Here is a 19,849-nt window from a genome sequence, read left to right on the forward strand (position 1 = left end):
GGGGAAGACGTCCTCTCCGGTGCCGTTCATTTTTTCTTTCGAGCACGGGTCTCGGCGGCTTTCCTGGCAGAGGCCGATTTGGCGGATGCCGATCGTGAGGCCGAGGCTTTTCCGCCTTTTTCCCCGCCTTTTTTAGCCGGAGCGGTATTCATCACTTTTCCTCGACCGGATCCGCCTGGTTTCTTTCCTCCACCGGTCATTTTGTTCACGGTAGCCCATGCACGGCGTTCCGCTTCGTCCTCCGATACGCCTCGCTTTTCATATCCTTCTTCAATTTTTTCTGCCTGACGTTTTTGCTTTCCGGTGTATTTGGATTTGTCTCCTCGTGGCATGAGACCCTCCTTGTTTTTGGCAGAGCCAGGGATTTCGTCAATGGTGCCACAGAAACCGAATATCCGGACGGGGATTTCCTTCAGGAAATCCCCATCCGGAAAGCGCGCCGGCCAGATTATTGTATGGGTTCAGCCGAGATGACGTGAAATTCTTTCTTCTGCGTCACCAACGCTTCGATTTTGTCGCCCTCCTTCAATTCGCCTGAATGTTCGGCGGATTGGTCCAGCCGGAGACGGATTTCTTTTCCGGAAGTATCCTGAACGTAGAACACATTTCCATCGACTTTGGAAATTTCTCCTTGAATGGTTCTTGTGAATTTTTCCTGTGAGGATGATGATTGCGAAGAAGATTGCGCTTGCATGGATTCTCCGCCTCTAAGTGAGGAATCTGCAGAGGAATCTCCATCCTTTTTGACGGAAACCACATCATACGTCTCTTCCCCGTTTGGGATCCTGGCTTGTATTTTGTCACCTTCCTTGGGTTGTTTCCCTTGAAATGCCTTCTCATCCAGGTGAAGCCGGATTGTCTCGCCTTTATCATTTTTGATGGTAAACACGTCGCCTTCGACTTTTTCAACCGTGCCTTTCACCGTCGCCATCTGATTCTGTTGTTGACCGGTTCGGTCCGATGTTTGTTGCATCTGATCGCTGGCAGCGTGAAGAGTGGCGGCGAAACCCAAGGTAAGGACAAACGTCGGTGCGGCAAATTTCCATACAGATTTCATAACACAACCTCCTTGTGTGTGAGAAAAATGAACCGAAGTGAGCTATCAAGATAGAATGAACCGCGAATACGCACAACTGGCACAAACCCTCATTGACCAAAACGTGCTTAGGTTTTTATCGAATGAGGGTGGGTTTCAGCTGTCCGACCCAGTGTATCGGCCGAATAGGCTTCGCGTTGGCCCATGGGTTCGGGTACACCCTCCGTCGTGTCTACCCGCGTCTGTCGTTCCATTTCCGAATTTATTTCGGCTCCGACCATGACGATGAATGCGGTCAACCAGAACCACATCAGCAAAATGACTGCCGCGCCGAGTGACCCGTACGTCTGGTTGTAACTACTGTAATCATTCGCATAGATAGCAAACGCCGACGATCCCACTATCCACATCAGTGTGGCGATTCCGGCACCCCATGATACCCATTGCCATCTCGGGTAATTCCGGCAGGGTGCATACCGGTACAGAATGGCCAATCCCCCCATGACAATCATGGCCAAAAGCGGCCAACGACTGAGAGAGAGAATCGTTTGCATTTTCTGGCCGAATCCCAGTGCTTCCAATACCGCCGGCAGCAGGGTAATGAGAAAGAGAGTCAGGATGACAAAAATAAGACCTCCAACCGTTAATCCTAAGGCCAGCGCGGTAACTTTGATGAAACTCCGTTCCTCTTCTTCATTGTAGGCAATGTTCAAGGATGTGATCATTGCAGACATACCTTTGGAGGCGCTCCAGATCGCGAAAAGCAATCCCCCGATCGCTCCAAAACTTAAAGCCGATTGCCCGCTGGTTGAAATAGTTGTCAGCTGCTCCTGGATTAAGGTTTGGGTGTCTAGCGGAAGAAAGGAACTGAGCGAAGTAATCTGTTGCTGGATATCAGAGGCTTCGGTAAACAGTCCATACAGCGAGACAATGGCGGCCAGCGCCGGAAACAGCGCGAGGACGGCATAAAATGCCACTCCTGCGGCGACAATCGAAACGTTATCCTGTGAAATTTGATCCTTCACGCGCAGGAGGATATCCCACCACCCTGCATGGGGGATTTGACTGGGCTGAGTCGCATTCCGGCCTCTTGTGCCGGACTTCTTTTCAGCTGAGTTGTGTCGGGGCATAATATAACCTCTAGGTGTAAAACTTTTGTCCGACAGGAAAAACTTCCTTAATGATAAGAACCGGAGCCGAATATCTTAGCCAGTCATCACTTATCCACACTAATCATCAAAACTGTCTAACTGGAGCCCCTGCTCATGCCACCGTTATGGCGTTTTTCCCCTTCTTCAATTCATGCCGGCCTGTTCCCTAATGGTCTCCGCCGCCACCCGCTGAGCCTCAGCAGCGGCTTCTTTGGCCTTCGGCATGATCTCCTTAGCGGTTGCTTTCGCCTCCTCCAGCAACCGGTCACGTGTTTCACCCATCCATTGATCTTCCTTTTCAGACCGAGGCAGGGAAAGGCCGATAGCCGTCCCAATGGCTAACGTTATGGCCCCGATGGTCAGCGGGCTCTCCTGCATATACCGGAACAATTCATTCTTCATGCGTTCGCCACCCTCGCGTGTGCGCTCTCGGATTTCATCTGACCGGTGCGACGCCTCTTCTTTCCAATCTTCCAATGATTCTTGTGCCTGGTCTGTCCATTCCGAAATCTGTTCTCGTACCTGTTGCCCCGAGGCCTGTGCTCTTGTCTTTATGGCGTCCAGGGATCCTCCCCGACGGGATCGTTGACGGGGAATCCGCCCGGCTTCAATTCCGGGAGCATAATCCGGCCACTCTTCATGGGGATCAAGGGAATAGTCATGGCCATATCGGTCCCTTCCAAATCTGCCTCGTGCTGATGAGGAATTGCCGGCCTCCTTCATCAACCATAGGAGACCCACGCCAATAAGGGCGGCAGGTAGGGGATTGTTCAGGACCCGTTCCACCAGGATGGATTGCCATTGGTTCACTTTCACTCGGGCATGTTCTTTGGCCGTTTCGACTTTATCCATAGCTGCGGTTTTGACCTGTTCCTTGATGGTATCCGGAGACAGACGTTGTTGAAGTGTCTGAACCGTTCCGTCCAGTTCCGCTCTGGTTACTCGAATTTGTTCGCGAAGCCGGGCAGGATCTTCAATATTTTTCGATTCTTGCGCATTTAATTGAGTACGTTGGTCGTCCACTGTTTGGTCTCCTTTAAACTGTCAATAGTTTTTTGCGGGGCGGGGTCCATGGTTTTCAAATCGCTGATACCTTTTTGAATCAATGCGTAGCCGATCCCCACAACGGCCAATCCGACAATCAGCGCAGAAGCCCAGGCGGGGATGATTAATGCCAGGGCGAGAATGGCCGCATATAACAAACCCAGCAATCCTGCATAGGCCAGCGCTCCTCCTACCGCAATAAATCCCACATCTTTGCCGGCCTGTTTAGCCTTTTGGGACATTTCAAGCTTTAAAAGCTGCATTTCCTGCTGAATGAGGATTTTTGCTTCGTTCATCAGGTCACGGAAGAGATCACTTAGTGGTCGTTCTTCCTGATATACACTCATAACACCCTCCTTCTAGGTTCACATTAATATGAAAAAGGATTCCCGTTACATGGTTGGCGCGGCTGGCGTCCTTGTCGCCGTAGGTTCTTCCCTCCGGTACGATTCCTGCCGTCCATAGGATGATGATTCATCTATCCTTCGATCTCTGGAACTCTTTAAAAATCTTCCCGCCACAAGCCCCAGCATAAAGGCCCCCCCTAAAAACGCTTCCGGATGGCGGCGGGCAAACATTTCAGTCTCGTTCAGCAATTCCCCGACATCACGGGAATCGAAATACTGCACCATGCGATCCATTTGTTCAGCCGCCCGTTCGGCATAGTGGGCGACGCTTTCTTTATGCTGCTCCCGCAGATTTTGACTCGTTTGACGCACGGCTTCGGCCAGCCCGCTGAGTTCTCCAACTCCCTTTTGTTTCTGGGTTTCTAGGGTGCTCTTAACTTTCCCTTGTGCTTGGTTCGCCAATTCAGAGCCCTGTGCACGAACCTGCTCTCCCACCTCACCCGCCTTCTCTTTAACTTGTTTTCCGATTTCTTTTGCTTTTTCGCTCATGTCATTGCCCATTTCGTTCTCCTTCCCTTAAAGAAAAATCTCTCGAATGAATAATTCCAGCTGGCATCTACAAAAGTGCTAACTACTTATAAACAAAAGGGAGGAAGTCGTGAACTGTCAACAACCCTTAATTTCCGCGAAATATCGAGGGCTCCCATGCCAGGGTATCCGACTAAGTCACGCGTGCGGCCCTCAGGACTCTCGGAGGAAAATTGTGAAGACTTGGGCCGAATCAGCGAGAATACAGTCTCAGGGCGGAGGTTACCGCTTACTCTTCTGTTTTTGTTGTGTTTCAGAGAGAAAAATTGAAGGAAGGAAAACGGCGGAATTAATAACGAAACATGGCTGCCAAGGACGTACGGCCTGGCATCTTTTCCTGGGGGAGGGCATAAACCGTGCCTTTTTTAAGTAACGTCTGCACCACCGCAACATCTAAAATCTCCAGGGATTCGGCGGACTTTGTCGGTTCCGTTTCCACCCGGTTTTGCATGACGTCGATACGCCCCCATTGTTGAATGTTCCGGGCGACGAATAGTGTATCGATTTTTCCCTCATGGGCTGCAAAAACCACGGTTTCCAGATCGTGGGAAGCCTTGGACGTACCCAAAAACTCTTCACACCTGATCTTGGCCTCTTCTATGCCGTGATCGGCATCCGCTTTCACGACCGGCCAGACCTGGCGGTGCAATTCATGAAGGCTTTTTTCATCAGCATTGCCCGTGACCCCTTCTTCTTTCGTATGAGGGTAGGTATTGACGTCTTTGTAAATCGGAATCAAATATTCTACCCCCGTCAGATATAACGGGGCCTGCACATCGTGCAGGAACTGGTGTAGACCTTTTGCCACCTGTTGGAAAAATTGGGAAATGCGGGATTTTGCTTCGTCATCCCCACCGCCCTGTCCATGAAACATGGCGGCCCGCTGGCCGCCTGCATTGGGAGCTTTGGTATGCCATTGCAACGATTGCTCGCCCGTTCCCGCTAGATTGGCTTCCTTCATACTGCGGGGAATGTCCGGTATGTGCAATTCCTGCAGACCATCCTGTGAACCCTGAAAAAACCGGATATGGTTCTGACTGAGCGCGAGAAGATAAAACGTTCCTCCATACATGAACACGGGCAGGATGGGCTTCAGATAAAACCGGGATTCCACCATCGTGAGTTCGGAAAGAATGAGAGGCAGACGAAAGATCCGATGCCAATCCTTCGCCACGTACATGGCCAGCCCCTGATCCTGATGCTGCCAGAATTGCTCATCCTCCAGGAGTTCCGAGAGAGGGTCCAGCCAGGTTCGAGCGTCTGCGCTCCTGATGCCCTGTTCCGTCAATTGCTGTTCAGTCTCTTTGAGCAGGTTGTTCAAGCGTATCGGGTCCTGTCGTGTTTCCGGTCCTGCGGGATGGGTCGGCATGAATAAGGACACGCATGGACTTTCCCTCTGTTCAAGGAGATCCTGTAGATCCTGTATTGTGATTGACATGGTCACCCTTTCGATGGCTCAGAGGTGCAGTTGCATCTATTTACGTTTCAACGTAACACGTAATATTTGAGCAGAAACCTGTTAATTTCCCTGAAGTCTTTTCTCTTCATCACCTGACGTTTAGGTGTATGGGGCATGGTGGAATTTCACACTTTACCTGCAGGTGTTGCAAGTGGTGACTGCCACGGAAACATCAGTTGTTGTCTGCCAGTTGTTCCTTTCTGGCGGTCCGAAGCGCGTCCACCATGCCCGTACAGCGGGCGCTATCGTCAGCCATTCCAAACTCAGGAGAGGGAAAAGAAGGTTCGACTGAAAATTCAGGATTTGAAAATGTGCCGGTGACGTGCAAGGGGCCGCGGGAACTCAAGATGGTAAAATCCTGAGGATAGGGCTCTATGGTGAGGTTCATCTTTTCTTGACGAAGGTCGATCGATCCGTGACCTTTAAATTTGGTGTCTTGGGTATCCAGTAAGAAGGGGTGGATGGTCACGATGCCACTGCGAGCCTGCAAGTCGGTATAGGCGCATTCAATGGCGACTCCTGTGTCTGTGCTTAAAAATACTGCTGCGGATTCGGTGAAATCTAATCCGGCCAATTCCACCAACAAGGCATCGATTTTTCCTCCGGTCATGGTTAAGTACAGACCCCCGTCGGCCGAGGCGAACCAATCCGCCAAGGATTCTCCTTGCATCCAAAGTGTGGCACGTCCTCCAATATCGCCAAAAGAGTCATCCGCCACCTCGAAGCGGGCAAGCAATTGACTTACATTGATGTGATTGAAATGAGCGTGAAGCTTGGCTTGTGCTGGTGATTCATGGGCATTGACTTCAAGTTGCATGGCCGTTGTCCCCGTGGCTACGCCAAAATCCAGGTGATCCATCTGCATGTGTCCGTCCTGAAGAACCACATTCAGCACAAAATCATTCAGGGGGAGATCGGGGGCCTTCACTCCCTTGGCGCGGTATTCGACATCAGCGTCCAATTTACGAAGTTGTGTGAAGTCGAGAGGTTTGTTCGGAAGGAGGGTCTTCCGCTTTTTGGCCGCCTCGGCTTGGGCTTCCTGTTTTGGCGAAGCTGCCTCGTCCGGATCCGGTGGTGCGCCGAGGAGGCCGGCCAGGTCATCAAGATCGAGTGTACGTGACTTCAATCGGGCAAATATCATCGGACGCTCGCCGCCGATCGTCACACGTAATTTGCCTGCAACGTCACTGTCGCCGATTGTGCCGTCTAGGTCGCTCAAGTGAAAACTCTGTTGGCTCTCAGCCTCTTGCTCGCGATGAACTTGTGCGATTAATCGGTACGGGGGAAGGTGCGGGAGAGGAATGCCGATAGCTTCGCCCAGACGAGCGGGATTAGGGCCTTTCATCCCGACTGTCCCCTTAAATTTCGCTACCGGGAACAACTCACCCACATTACCTTCAAGCGTCAGAGTCGTTTCTTGTGTGGTAAAAGTCGCTTCCACCGGCATTGCACCATAGTCTTGTAAGGCCTGGCGTATGGAGCCCGTAGTAATGGACACCTCTACAGGGTTTTCCCGATATTCAACCGTGCCTGTGACCTGAATTCCGGATGCGACACTATCTGCCATGAGGCGCAAATCCGTCTTTGCCTGTAACGCTGGATCGTCATAACGCAGACGCACGTCATCGATGCGCAATCGATCGAGTATGGCGTCGGTATTGAGAGGATGTTTCGCGGTCTGATGGGCTGCGGGAAGACTCAGAGCGAGACGGCCATTGACCTGACCCAATGCTCCGGCCTCGCGGCCTAGGGTCTGCATGGCCTCAGTGAGATTAACTTCCCGGATGTCGGTCTGAAGATGACCTGACAATGACGGTTTGCGGAGGTCCAGTTGTGCGGAGGTTTTGATGGTGCCACCGCCCAGGTCAATGTTCAGGGGCGAGAGGCGAAGGAGCCCATTGTCGAAAGTCGTTCGAACCGTCACATCCTTGAGTGTCGCGCCGGGCAACACCAGTTGTTCAACCTGTAGGCCGAGCACGCCCTGGAGATTGTTTAGCCAGGTTGGGAGAAGTCTCTCCGGCGAATGGCGTTGGGCGGTATCCTGCTCCGAGGTTTCAGGAATTGATGCCACGGCTTGTGCTGTTGTGGTGTCCTTTCCGTTCGCAGGCATCAGCGATGCAATTTTCAGGTTTTTCGACAGCAGGTTTCCCTTAAAGCGCAGCTCGTCAGCCGTATCGATGGTGGCTTGTCCGGAAATGTCGCTTTCACCGATGATGGCGGCAAATTTTTGGAGACTCCAGAGGTGGGTCCGTTTGGAGAGTGATCCGTTGATGGCCAAGGTGTCCAAAGCAGGAAGTTCACCATCGAATATGGCGGCCAGGGTATCCGGAGACTCACTGCTCATTGAGAATTCAAGGTCAAGCCACATTAGCGGCCAGCCAGGTTCGACCAGGGCAGAAAGCGAGGCCGATGTGTCCGCCAGTTTAAATTCGGCAGACAGATGTTTCCGGGATTGACCGTCAGGAGGGAGATCGACAAACGTATTCATTGCAGGAGCCGTTACGGTCATGTCAATGGGTTCGTTTCGATACAGACCTTTGGCTTTGACGATCAACCGCTCCGGACTATTTTCCTCGATCTGCGCCTTGAAGCGCGTATTCATGGCGGGATCATCATACCGGATATCAAAAGTCTCGATTTCGAGCGTGCTCCATTCAACGGAATGAATAGAATCTTGCGGGCCGGAGGATTCCCGTGAATTGGTCTTCTCCTCCGATTCACGAATCGTGTGAATATTCATGGCCAGATCCATTCCGAGTGTTCCAGGAAATCCTTCTGTGGCATTCGTCCCCGATTCGGAGATCACTTCGTTCGGTGCCTTATCAGTCGCTTTCAGGTTTTCAGCTTGCAGGGACAGGCGACTTTCCGCCGCCTTTCCTTTCACGGAAACCTGTGTCCCGATCGTGAGATGGGTCCCGGCCACATCTCCGGATAATGACTCGATTGTGAGCATGTCATCTTGCAGGCGCATGGCGAGGTTGACATGGTGAACGGGCATTTCACCGGTGGCAATCACATCTGCACGGTAGGTGAGGCCGGCTTGCAAACCGGAATGGGCGATCACATCCAGAAGATTCCCTGTCTTGACCGCTAAGGGATCGGTATCTTGTTGTTGAGGCATAAATCCCTGCAGCTGGGCCACATCCAGTCGTGTTGAATAGAGCTCTCCTTCTATGCGCATAGGATCGACATCGGATATCACTCGAATCGTCCCCGCAAGATCGCTGTTTGCGACAATCGCTTTCATGGGATCAATTGACCAGATGTCATCCGCCAGGGCAAGCGTCCCGGTCAGGTGATACTCGGGGAGGGCAGGGAGTTCAATGGCAAGCACCTCATTCCATCGTGAAAGGTTGCGTCCTTCCAATTGAAAATGCAGATTTGCCTTCTCGGGTGAGAGCAATGCATCAACAGTCCCATTAATGGCCAGACTAGTTTCGACGGTGTTCACCTTTAATCCTACCTGGATGGGGTTTTCCGGTGAGTGTGGCTTTGAGGAATCCGTTCCTGCGGACAATCCGATCGTCACTGGCTCTCCAGCGACATGTCCGCCGCCTTTAGCAACAAGACGCTCTTGGTCCGTATGTGATTCCTCCCTCGTGGCAAGGATCGAAAGGGAAACAAAAATATCCTGTTGCGGATCCAGATAGGTGAGGCGCCCGCCATTGACAGTCACTGATTCAATACGAGGCAGATTGAGAGCCGGATCCCCTTCGCCCGACTTTTCAGTGGGTTGGTCACTGTGGGAGGAATTTCCCTTATCTGCTATTGTCCAACTGGTTGCCCCACGATCAGATCGTTCCAGATGAACCACTGGTGCCGTCGCCTGCAGGTCAGGAATGACCAGGTCACCCTTCAAGAGCGGGAGAAGGTCGATCCCCACCTCTAACCGATCAACGGATGCGAGGGAGGGATCTGATGCCCAAGCTGGGTTCGCAATTGATAGATTCTTGACTCGTAATCGGGAGATTCGGCCGAAGTCCAGGTCAAATGCGCCGATCGTGACCTGTCGACCAGCTAATTCCGTCGCCTTGGATTCAGCGAAATGAAGAAACCATTGGGAGTTCAGCGCGGCAATACCCACCGCCACCAGGATGACAAGGATGAAAACCAGGACAACAATCGACAGAAGAATTCTACGAATCCACATAGGCTGTTTTTCCGCTCACTTCACAGAATGTCACCGGTATTCCTTTCGGAATAGGTTGTGAAGTAAAGTAAGATTCTAAGAGAGCTCAGGGCAGCAAAAGCCATGATGGAAATCCCGTGTATTACCGTTGATCAATACCCGAAACTTCGCGTGATCTCATCCCATGGTCTGAACATGCATGGTCGTGGATGGCCGGAAGTCCCGAATAACCTTATAGCTGTATAAAAGGTTTAATATGATTAACGTCTCGTCCCTATGTCCGCTTATGAACCAGTTACGTCCTGCCTGCCAAGGTCTATGGCGTCCTATCGCATTTGTGTGTGTGCTGTTTCTCACGGTTAATGCGGCCGGATGCGGCACTCATCTCGGTGCAGACGCAGAGGTTTCCGACCGGAATGAGCAGATGGCCGCTGAGGTTAAAGCGGCGCTGGTTCAAGAAGCCGGTTTGAACGCTGCTCCTATTGATGTCAAAGTCCAAAATGGCGTAGTGACCCTGGGGGGATTCGTTGAAAAAGAGTCCCACCGGCAGGCGGCAGAGAGAGCCGCCGGCCGTGTGAGAGGGGTCCAATCGGTCATTAATCATCTTCAACTTAAATGACATCGATTTTGGAGAATTTCTGGCTTTCTTTATAGCACTCACCTATGTCTCCTCACTTCTATGAATAAACTCCTGTGATTGAGAGGGCATGGATGATTGGTCTGCCTTTTCGGTAGACAGGACAGTATAGATTTCGTTCCCTTTCTTAATATTGGCTTTGACCATATCTCCCTCCCTGAAAGATTTTCCTTGAAGTGCGCTCTCCTCCATGTGCACACGCACTTGCCACCCATGTCCGTCTTGGTTGGTAGACACATTCCCATCGATTTTCTGAATTTCCTTTTCGATCGTCCAGTCCTGGAGTTCAATGATCTTTCACCTGTTGTAACTGATGTAAGAAATATAAAACGGGTGGAAAGGCTGGCACTCCCTAATAAAAAATCTTAGAAAAGATGGGGTATTGTCAGTCGAAGATGCAGAAGTCGCCTATATTATTGTCCTCCCCCATTAATGTTCGGCCAGTACCTCATCAGTCAGCCTGACTTGCAATACATTGTCAATCCATCAACCGATCCCACAGTGCGAAATGCCCTGGGGTGGGGTGCGTTTCGAGATTAATTTAAATTGGTTTGAGGCCCACACCACATCCGTTGAAATTCAAATATAAGTTGGAGGCTTAGAGCTCTTACGTGCCGAATTTGACAATCTTCACTCAAGAATACTCCGCCCTTTACCTCTCCAATCGCCTTATGGAGCTATTGTGGAAAGAACGGAGATTCGGCTTCCACGTTCTAAGCAACTGCGAGACCTTATTTCCCGTTTTGAGGGACATGGGCAATATCGACGATTTTATCATCGCTATCTACCAATACTGTTACCGGGGTGCCTTTGGAAAGGTCTGTCATTTCCCCTTGTAAATAGTCCCAGACAGGTAACGTGAGAGATTCCTTGTCCTTTGTTTGAATAGTCAATGATTGTTTTTTTGGCTCGTCCTGTACCACTCCTTGAATATGGCGGTACACATTATAGGCGGTGGAACGCGCCCAATCGTCTTCGGCAATCACGTCATTGGTCAACGTCGCACTCGCAATTTTATTTGTCTCATCGATGAGAAATAGTCCATCCGTATCGAATGGAATAGCCGCAACCTCACTTCTGGCCAGCGGGCGTACCGGAAACGATTGTTCTTTGCCCTCTTTGGTTTTAATCACGGCATGGTCCTGTCCGACCTTCAGCGGTTGCGCAAGTCTGCCCTTGATGACGTTGTGGTGACTCTGGCCTTTCTCTTTCGAGAGGTGATAATCGACAACGTGATTCTTAGCGTTTACCACAATGGTGACCTTATCGCCCTCTTTCAACGTGAATCCTTTTTCTTTCGCACGTTCAATGGAGAGATATCTCGGACTAATTTCTCCGGAATCCCCGGAATTAACTTTAGCTTGATCCGCTGCCACTCCTTCCACAACGCCGGTGATGACCCGATGCCCGGGAAGTAGAGTAAACTGGTGGTGTTGCTCGCCGTCCTGTTCCACTTGTTCCATGGTGGACTGGTGTTGAGAGGTTTCTGTAGAGTCCTTTTCCCCTCCTGACGCAACCGTCATCCCCGCCAAAAGGTATACACATGACCCGAGAAGCACAGTGGTTTTCCAGTGTGAGGGAACTTTTATGGAAAGTGACATGGTTTCTCCTTTCAAGTGAGAGCAGTGATTGTGTTCCGGTATCCGGGCTTCCTGCATGAAGATTGAACGGAAGTCCGACTACAAGCAATGAGTAAATAGCTTTAAAGGTCTGAAGGTCCTGTAGAAAAAAGAGACGAAGCCGTGGGTACTCAGCCTCGTCTCTTCCTTGGAACCCTTTTTCGGCTTATGAGCGAAGGCATAACATTAGATTGCCAAGACGAATGGGCGAACGAAGACAAAAAAATCGATCAATTGCACAATAACCATTAAAACTCCAAACACCGTGTGTAATAACTTCATGATTTGTCCTCCTTATTTTTGGAAGGCGATTGTTCCAAAAAATAAATTGTAAAATAACCTCCTTCATACTCAGGCAAATTATGAAGGGGATTCAGTTAACCACTAACTGGTAAAAACCCGTGAATCTTCATTATTTACCCCTAACGTTGAACTTCTATTGAGTCATGTTGACGAATTCCTTCCTGTACCGCTCCAAAAATTTAGAATCACAGGCTGGTGTGATGGTTTGTCAATTCTAATGAGGGTCCCTGAGTAATGATGATTTTTTGTATGCTGAATGAAATCCAACCGTGGCACAATTCACATTCGGAAATTGAATGTTAAGTCGATAAAGGGAAAGGAGATAAAGGGGGCGGATGAGAGGAAGGGGGCGGATGAGAGGAAGGGGAGGGATGGTGTGGAGAGAGGACATAACGGGATTCAATGGCGGCTTTGATGTGAGCGAGACTTTGCCGATGTTCTACCGATTCAATGGATTCTATTTTCCAAATCTCGGCGGACAGCGTTTTGTCTTTAATGCAGTCTCGAGCCCATGAAGAATAATCATGCCGCTTCAAATGATACATCCACGTTTCAGAATCCAGCCCTTCTGCCAGTTGAAGAAAGAGCATAAGATTTTGGGCTCGAAGGTTCAGCTTTCCTTCCGGACCTTGAAAGTAAAAACTGCGATCAGGGCCCAATTCTCCTTCCGCATACTTCCGACGATGACGCCTCCGCTCGCTCCTATTGGGGTGAATCCGGAATCGAACCGGAAGAGCTCCTCCGGACCGTTTCCAGAACATCGCCTCCCCCGGTTGGACGGGATGGTCCTCGAAGGAAGGCAGAGATTCCCCCACCAAATTGGTGAAAGCCTTCAATCGCTGGCCTGGAGATTTTCCAATTACTACGACACAATCAATTGCGGTAAGGGCATCGGCAGCCATTTGATCGGGATGCACGGTGATCATCAGCAGGGAATGTGGTGTCGGGGTGAACAAGGAGGAAGGGGTATCCCATTCTGCCGGCATCAGATGATGAGTCTCATCCAGTACAATCCAATGGGGGCGTCCCGTTCGGTCTCTGAAGTCCTGAAGATCCTTAAAGATGTTTTTAAAAAAAGAAGGACGTTCCTGTATCGCCAGTCCCACCAGATTGATGACCAGGTTCGTATCCGGATTTTCCAGAATGTCGATGACTTCCTTTGTGTTGGGGGTGTGATTCATGTCACCCAGGACCACAGCCTGTTCCAACGATTCATAATCGCCTTCGGGATCGATAATACAGCATTGATAATGTTTATCCGTGAGACGCTCAATGATGCCGGTTGAGAGCGTGGATTTCCCGCTTCCCGATGAGCCGGCCAGAAGGAGGTTCGGGCCATACGGACTGATCCGGACTTCCTGCTCCGTCTCTGTGGATCCCAGCACCACATAATGCCGGTGAAGGGACGGGTCAATTGATTGTAAGTCGTCAGCCAGAAGATGCCGGATAAATTCCACTACTCCGTCTCCTTGCTCTCCTTCCGTCACGATATCGGCCCGTTCCTTGATGGCCGGGATGGCATTGCCCACTGCCGCGGAACATTCCACCATTCCCAGAAAGGAGAGATCATTCTCGGCATCGCCAATTCCGGCGACATTGTGTGGTGATAGGCCCATCTTGCGTAGCGCTTTCTCCAGGCCGGTCGCTTTACTGAAGCCGGCGGGAAGCATCATGACGGCTTCTTTGTTGAAGATCAGTTGGATATCCAATCCGAGATCACGGACCACTTCCAATACGACAGTTTCATGCGGGCGGACGGTGGAGACGATATTTCGTCCGACTGAAATTGGAATGCCCCGGGAACGAAGCCCCATGATGAAATCTTCAGACGGCATATCCGCCAGTGTGATCGTTTCTTTGGAAGAAGGTTTGTACAACACAAGCCCATTTTCCGCGACTATCCAATCAAATAAATGAGGGTGAGGAAATACATTCAGTAGATCATCCAGTTCCCGGCCTGTGACCAGAAGAAGCTTGCGATTAGTGGTTAAGACTTTTTCCAGACTTCGAACGGTCGATTCGTGAACGCGCCCATGAAGGGCAAGAGTGCCGTCATAATCGGTAGCCAGCGCTAAATATCTCATGTAATTGTCTCTGGTAAAAATGAAATGACTTTTTGGTAAACTATGCGGTGCAATTGATTAGGCCTATTAATTCTTCCACGAACCTGAACGACACGTGTTCGGCATTGTGTCTCAATTTTCTATAGCCAAAGGGGTGTGCTTAAAAGATTCTCCTCAGCATCTCCGCACGATTATTTCCGATGGCTCTTGTTGTGAGGTCATATTCCATTCTCTTGTAAAAAACCCGGAGTTAGAATTACCTCTCATCTGTACCGTCCCTGTACCGTCCCTTTTCCTTCAACCATCGTGGATCTTTATTGTGGGGGAAGGGCCGAAGAACGCCTTCCCCCATAAACTCTGCTTTGATTTCACAGATCGGGGCTCTGACATCTTATGAAGCAGCGGCGCGATCCCAGAAACGAAGCTTTCGGCACGCCTCAAGAAATTGAGTTGATCCCTTCCCCTTATCAAGGGCAATGAAGCCAGCGTCTCGACTCTCCTGCACTCCGGCCTTCTGGAACAGGGGAGTGACGGCTTCGACGTATCCAATAAACTTCATGTGAGCAAAGGCATCAGCCACAAAATCTCTGGCGGCAGGAACCTTGGCCAGGGCCAGCACTCCTTCCTCGGAAGGTAAAAGTGCCACTGCGTCGTACAGCACCGATGGCCCACCATCAATTTTTTGGTCCGCTTCAATCCACGTCCCGTCGCTGGCTTCCACTCCGCCCACACCGGGGGCCACAATCTCCATGATTGCCCCTTCCGACTTGACGGCGGATTTGAGTGATTTAAATAATTTTATATCGACTCCGTCGGTGATGAGCACTCCAAGCTTTCGCCCTTTGAAGGTTTTGGGACTATTGAGAAGAATGCTGAGCGCGGGTGATTGCTCAAGGTCCTCTCGTGTGGGTTTTGCCGCATCCGCAGGCTTAGGCATGTCCTTCAGGCGCAGACCCTTGGCCACTTGTTTAGCCAAATCCTGGTGAATATTTAGCAGATGAGAAACCATACGAGTCCGGATTTCAGGATGTTCCACTTTGCTTAATTCAAAGACTAAGGCATTTGCAATGTGGGTTTGTTCGACTTCGGTCTGGCTGATATAAAATTGTCGGGCCTGGCTGTAATGATCGGCAAAAGTTTCGGACCGGACCCGTACTTTTGGCCCTTCCTCATCGGCAGGGTATGAGGTAAATCCCTTCTCCGGGGATTCTCGGGGACCTCCCGCTTCGCCGGGCCAAGAATTTGGTTCATAGTTGGCTCGGCCTTTCGGATTCTGCATGGCCATATGGCCGTCCTGTTGAAAATGGCTGAACGGACACTTGGGCGCGTTGATGGGGATGTGAGTAAAATTCGGACTGCCAAGCCGTTTGAGCTGAGTGTCGAGGTAGGAAAAGTTCCGCCCTTGTAGTAATGGGTCATTTGAAAAATCGATGCCCGGCACAATATTTTGCGTACAAAAGGCAACCTGTTCGGTCTCAGCAAAGAAATTGTCCACACAGCGATCCAGAACGAGCCGGCCGACACGTCGAACTGGTAGAATTTCTTCTGGAATCAGTTTGGTCGCATCAAGCACATCAAAATTGAATTGTTGAGCAAAATCATCATCAAAAAGCTGAAGGCCCAGTTCCCATTCCGGATAATCACCCTGCTGAATGGCACTCCATAAATCCCGGCGATGGAAATCCGGGTCGGCTCCATTAATTTTTACGGCTTCGTTCCATACCACGGATTGCATCCCCAGTTTGGGTTTCCAGTGAAATTTCACGAACGTCGATTTTCCCTGACCATTGATAAGCCGGAATGTGTGAACGCCAAACCCTTCCATGAAACGAAACGATCGGGGAATAGCCCTGTCGGACATGATCCACATGATCATATGCATACTTTCAGGGGTCAGGGAGATAAAGTCCCAAAAGTTATCATGCGCGGTTTGCGCCTGGGGAAAGCCACGATCCGGTTCCGCTTTGGCTGCGTGAACGAGGTCTGGAAATTTCATGGCGTCCTGAATAAAAAACACGGGCATATTATTGCCCACAAGATCCCAATTCCCCTCTTTGGTATACAGCTTTACGGCAAATCCCCTGACGTCTCTTGCCAAATCGAAGGAGCCCTTATTACCGGCTACCGTAGAAAAGCGGACGAACGCCGGAGTTTTATCACGTGGTCGTTGAAAGAGGTCGGCTTTGGTAACATCTGCCAGAGATTCGTAGTTTTCAAAATATCCATGAGCCCCGAACCCGCGGGCATGCACAACCCTTTCTGGAATCCGTTCATGGTCAAAGTGAAACATCTTCTCCCGAAAGTGAAAGTCTTCCAATGCGCTTGGACCCCGCTCTCCGATTTTCAGCGAGTTTTGGTCATCCGCGACAGGAATACCCTGCTGAGTCGTCAATACCGGATTGGTTTTTCCGCTTGTCTGGTGGACTTCCCCTCCTGTGCCGATCTCGACAGTTTGGTCTGCATATTTCGCGGTTTTACGTGTGGAAGGAGGAGAAGATTTAACGGGTTGCTTTTTGGCCATGCGAATCGCTCCTTTTTATTAATGATTTCGTGATGAATAGGTGAGTAACATATGACGCTAAACTATCTATCTTATAGGACCAATTGAAGAGGCCATACTGTCAGAAACCCTGGTAAAAAAATTCAGAAACTGGTATGGGGTTACAGGAGTTCACGCAAGGGTTACGGCAGTCACAACCTTTTGCATTCCGGGATAAGATTTGTTTAAGTAACTTGAAAGTTGGAGTTCAGAGACACACGCCAAAATATCTGCTCTGAAACACTTGTGCTAAACATTAAAGGAGGTCGAAAAGCATGATGATGCAAATTGGACAAACGATCACGGATGGCACCTACCAGGCTTTCCACAAAGAACAAATCCGTTCACTGACCTTGTCGGAATGTCGGGGAAAGTGGTTGGTGCTGGTGTTTTATCCGGGAGATTTCACGTTTATTTATCCAACCGAATTGCAAGAACTGGGAGAATTGTATACGGAATTTCAAAAACTCGGGGCTGAGGTTCTTAGCGTCAGCACCGATTCGGTCTTTGTGCATAAGGCCTGGCACGATACCTCGCCTGCTATAAAAAATATTCAATTCCCCATGGTAGCTGATACGACGGGCCGGCTAAGCCGGGAGTTTGGAACCTATTTGGAGGATGAAGGGGTATCGTTACGCGGGAGCTTTCTTATCGATCCGGATGGTGTGCTAAAAGTTGGAGAAATACACGATAATAGCATTGGACGAAATGGTCGAGAGCTCTTACGAAAGCTTCAGGCTGCTGTCCATGTTAGAGAAGGAAAAGGCGAGGTATGTCCCGCCAGCTGGTCCCCCGGCGATAAGACCTTGAAGCCAGGCTTGGATCTGGTCGGAAAAATTTAATCCAAAGGCCATGGTCCATCAACCATTTCATCTGGAGTAGGGATCGGCGTCATCCAGCCAGGTGACTCTCGCTTCTTTCACAAGCGAGAGTCACCTACAGCAGGCCTCTTATTCGACCGGTCTCTCAAGCTAAGGTTGAATTTCCCAGGCCGTCGACGCCGTGCCGGGGAAGCCCACGGAAGTCCTGGTCACCCCGTTCATCAACCACACCGCCACCGCACCGCTCGAGGTATTGCGCCAGATAATATCCGCGTTGCCATCGGCATCGGTGTCGCCTACTTGCCTCAACCGCCAGACCGAGCCCACCACACCTAAGGAGGCGGTAGAGGAGGGCGTTGCGGTCCCATTCAGCAACCAGACCGCCGCGCTGCCATTTGTGTGTCTAAAGACCAGGTCGGCCTTACCATCCCCGTTTAGATCCCCGACTCCCTGGATGGTCCACGCGGTCGACGCCGTGCCGGGAAAGCCCACAGAGGTCCGGGTCAACCCATTCATCAACCACACCGCCACCGCGCCGTTCGTGGTGTTGCGCCAAATGATATCCGCATTGCCGTCGGCATCGGTGTCACCCACCCCTGAAATCTGATAGTCGGAGCTCACCACACCTAAGGAACCGGTTGAGGAGGGCGGCGCAGTCCCATTCAGCAACCAGACCGCCGCGCTGCCATTCGTGTGTCTAAAGACCAGGTCGGCCTTGTCGTCCCCGTTCAGATCCCCAACTCCCTGAATCGTCCATGCGGTCGACGCCGTGCCGGGAAGGCCAGCCGAAATCCGGGTTCCTCCGTTCATCAACCACACCGCTACCGCGCCCGTCGTGGTATTGCGCCAGATGATGTCTGCGTTGCCATCGGCATCGGTATCGCCTACTCCCGCTACCTCCCAGTCGGAACCCACTCCGCCGAGAGAGACCGTGGACAAGGGAGCTGCTGCCCCATTCAACAGCCACACTGCAGCATTACCATTCGTATTCCTAAAGACAAGGTCAGCTTTGCCATCTCCATTCAAATCCTGTCCACCTGAACCTGATGATTCAATCAGCCGAACCGCGCTGCCATACTTTCCCTTATATTGCTCACTCACGCTTCCATCAAAACTGATAGTTAGCACCACCGTCCCATCGCTACCGGGATCAATGCCACTAAACTGGGCTACATAGCCATTATCATTGTCCGCTGGCAATCTTGTAGAAGCACTTGTCGGTCCCGTAAACAGCACACCCCCAGGATACGTTCCCGTATTAGGATTATCAGTCGCAACGGAACTTGTATTCGTAAAGGCGTCCTGCCCGGAAAGGGTCACCAGGGAAGCTCGATCCCACCCGTTATTGTTTCGATGAGCATAGAAGGTCAGATTATATGTTTTGCCAGGGTTTAGCCCGCTAAATGTCAACACCAGGGAATTATTCACATCATCGATATAGGTAAGCACGCCCTTCCCGTTAACCTTCCCATCAAAGATCGCAAAGGCATCACCGGTAGTCGGGTCTGTCCCTTGCAAATCATTGACCCCTGCAACAAATAGGCCGCCGGCCACGGTCATGGTCACGCTCGTATCAAGGCCGGTAGCAAAATCTTTCAGTAGGCCGGTGGCGGGAAGGCCAGAGCCCCCATTCGGGGAAGTGAACTTCGTGATATTGGTTTCCAGTTGACCAGTTCCCCAAGCCAGATCATTATAGGCGGTAAAACCAGCTGCCTGAGCCATTGAGGCCGTCCCCATGGTCAAGACCACCGCCGCGAGGCCCACTATCCACCCGCCAGTCCGAGACGCATTCATTTTCATAAATTCCCCTTTCTTTTTCCGATTTGAGTGAAACCATTTTTGAGATGAGCGCTGTTCATTTCACGATACTCCTTTAAAAGTCTACGGGGACTATTGTTGAGGGGGAATTGGCAAAGAGGCAGGACGCACCCTCTCTTGAGCTCACGTGGATGCGCCGCTTGCGCGAGAGGCCGGCGGTCTTCCAGGAGAAAGAAGAAATAGGCTGGTGTAAAATTTTCTCTGTCCTTTTTAATCTTCCTCATCTGTTTTAGTAAGGAGATATTCAAAGTTGTAATGACCGAACCTTCGTTTAGTCTTCCGATTATATTCCGCC

At 50.8% G+C, this 19,849-nt stretch carries 14 protein-coding genes; 2 read left to right on the forward strand and 12 right to left on the reverse strand.

What is annotated here, in order from left to right:
• Positions 1-26: 26 nt before the first annotated feature.
• The 8 genes from PP769_RS11490 to PP769_RS11525 all read right to left on the reverse strand — a co-directional run bounded on the left by PP769_RS11490 (position 27) and on the right by PP769_RS11525 (position 9,775).
• Entirely contained in the window at positions 27-332 is a 306-nt protein-coding gene (locus PP769_RS11490; RefSeq protein WP_312640201.1) for a hypothetical protein, read from the reverse strand.
• 116 nt (positions 333-448) lie between these two features.
• Positions 449-1,057, reverse strand: a complete 609-nt coding sequence (locus tag PP769_RS11495; RefSeq protein WP_312640202.1) for a hypothetical protein — start codon at positions 1,055-1,057, stop codon at positions 449-451.
• Positions 1,058-1,164: 107 nt separating this feature from the next.
• Positions 1,165-2,166 carry a YihY/virulence factor BrkB family protein gene (locus PP769_RS11500; RefSeq protein ID WP_312640203.1) on the reverse strand — a complete coding sequence of 334 codons (1,002 nt, stop codon included), beginning with the start codon at positions 2,164-2,166 and terminating at the stop codon, positions 1,165-1,167.
• A 165-nt stretch (positions 2,167-2,331) separates the two neighbouring features.
• Positions 2,332-3,210, reverse strand: a complete 879-nt coding sequence (locus tag PP769_RS11505) for a DUF3618 domain-containing protein (protein ID WP_312640204.1) — start codon at positions 3,208-3,210, stop codon at positions 2,332-2,334.
• Entirely contained in the window at positions 3,186-3,578 is a 393-nt protein-coding gene (locus PP769_RS11510) for a phage holin family protein (RefSeq protein WP_312640205.1), read from the reverse strand. The genes PP769_RS11505 and PP769_RS11510 overlap by 25 nt, the downstream gene beginning before the upstream one ends.
• A gap of 45 nt (positions 3,579-3,623) precedes the next feature.
• The gene (locus PP769_RS11515) at positions 3,624-4,127 is read right to left on the reverse strand and encodes a hypothetical protein (RefSeq protein ID WP_312640206.1); all 504 of its coding nucleotides are present in this window, start codon (positions 4,125-4,127) and stop codon (positions 3,624-3,626) included.
• Between the two features lie 328 nt (positions 4,128-4,455).
• The gene (locus PP769_RS11520) at positions 4,456-5,604 is read right to left on the reverse strand and encodes a baeRF7 domain-containing protein (RefSeq protein ID WP_312640207.1); all 1,149 of its coding nucleotides are present in this window, start codon (positions 5,602-5,604) and stop codon (positions 4,456-4,458) included.
• A 193-nt stretch (positions 5,605-5,797) separates the two neighbouring features.
• The gene (locus PP769_RS11525; protein ID WP_312640208.1) at positions 5,798-9,775 is read right to left on the reverse strand and encodes an AsmA family protein; all 3,978 of its coding nucleotides are present in this window, start codon (positions 9,773-9,775) and stop codon (positions 5,798-5,800) included.
• Positions 9,776-10,010: 235 nt separating this feature from the next.
• Between PP769_RS11525 and PP769_RS11530 the strand changes: the two genes are divergently transcribed.
• Complete coding sequence (locus tag PP769_RS11530; protein WP_312640209.1) at positions 10,011-10,373, forward strand: BON domain-containing protein; 363 nt, start codon at positions 10,011-10,013, stop codon at positions 10,371-10,373.
• Positions 10,374-11,122: 749 nt separating this feature from the next.
• Here PP769_RS11530 and PP769_RS11535 read toward each other — a convergent pair.
• From PP769_RS11535 to katE, 3 genes are all read right to left on the reverse strand, one after another.
• Positions 11,123-11,992, reverse strand: coding sequence for a hypothetical protein (locus PP769_RS11535; RefSeq protein WP_312640210.1), 870 nt, complete (start codon positions 11,990-11,992; stop codon positions 11,123-11,125).
• Positions 11,993-12,612: 620 nt separating this feature from the next.
• Positions 12,613-14,397: an HAD family hydrolase gene (locus PP769_RS11540; protein ID WP_312640211.1), complete on the reverse strand. Its 1,785-nt coding sequence runs from the start codon at positions 14,395-14,397 to the stop codon at positions 12,613-12,615.
• A 370-nt stretch (positions 14,398-14,767) separates the two neighbouring features.
• Positions 14,768-16,897 carry a catalase gene (gene katE, locus PP769_RS11545; RefSeq protein WP_312640212.1) on the reverse strand — a complete coding sequence of 710 codons (2,130 nt, stop codon included), beginning with the start codon at positions 16,895-16,897 and terminating at the stop codon, positions 14,768-14,770.
• Between the two features lie 296 nt (positions 16,898-17,193).
• Here katE and PP769_RS11550 point away from each other — a divergent pair, with 296 nt between their 5' ends.
• Complete coding sequence (locus PP769_RS11550) at positions 17,194-17,757, forward strand: redoxin domain-containing protein (RefSeq protein ID WP_376753441.1); 564 nt, start codon at positions 17,194-17,196, stop codon at positions 17,755-17,757.
• A 129-nt stretch (positions 17,758-17,886) separates the two neighbouring features.
• Here the strand turns inward: PP769_RS11550 and PP769_RS11555 are convergent, their stop codons facing one another.
• Positions 17,887-19,530, reverse strand: a complete 1,644-nt coding sequence (locus PP769_RS11555) for an FG-GAP-like repeat-containing protein (RefSeq protein WP_312640214.1) — start codon at positions 19,528-19,530, stop codon at positions 17,887-17,889.
• Positions 19,531-19,849: the final 319 nt, after the last annotated feature.

Origin of the sequence: Candidatus Nitrospira allomarina, from assembly GCF_032050975.1 — a bacterium.
Taxonomy (GTDB): domain Bacteria; phylum Nitrospirota; class Nitrospiria; order Nitrospirales; family UBA8639; genus Nitrospira_E; species Nitrospira_E allomarina.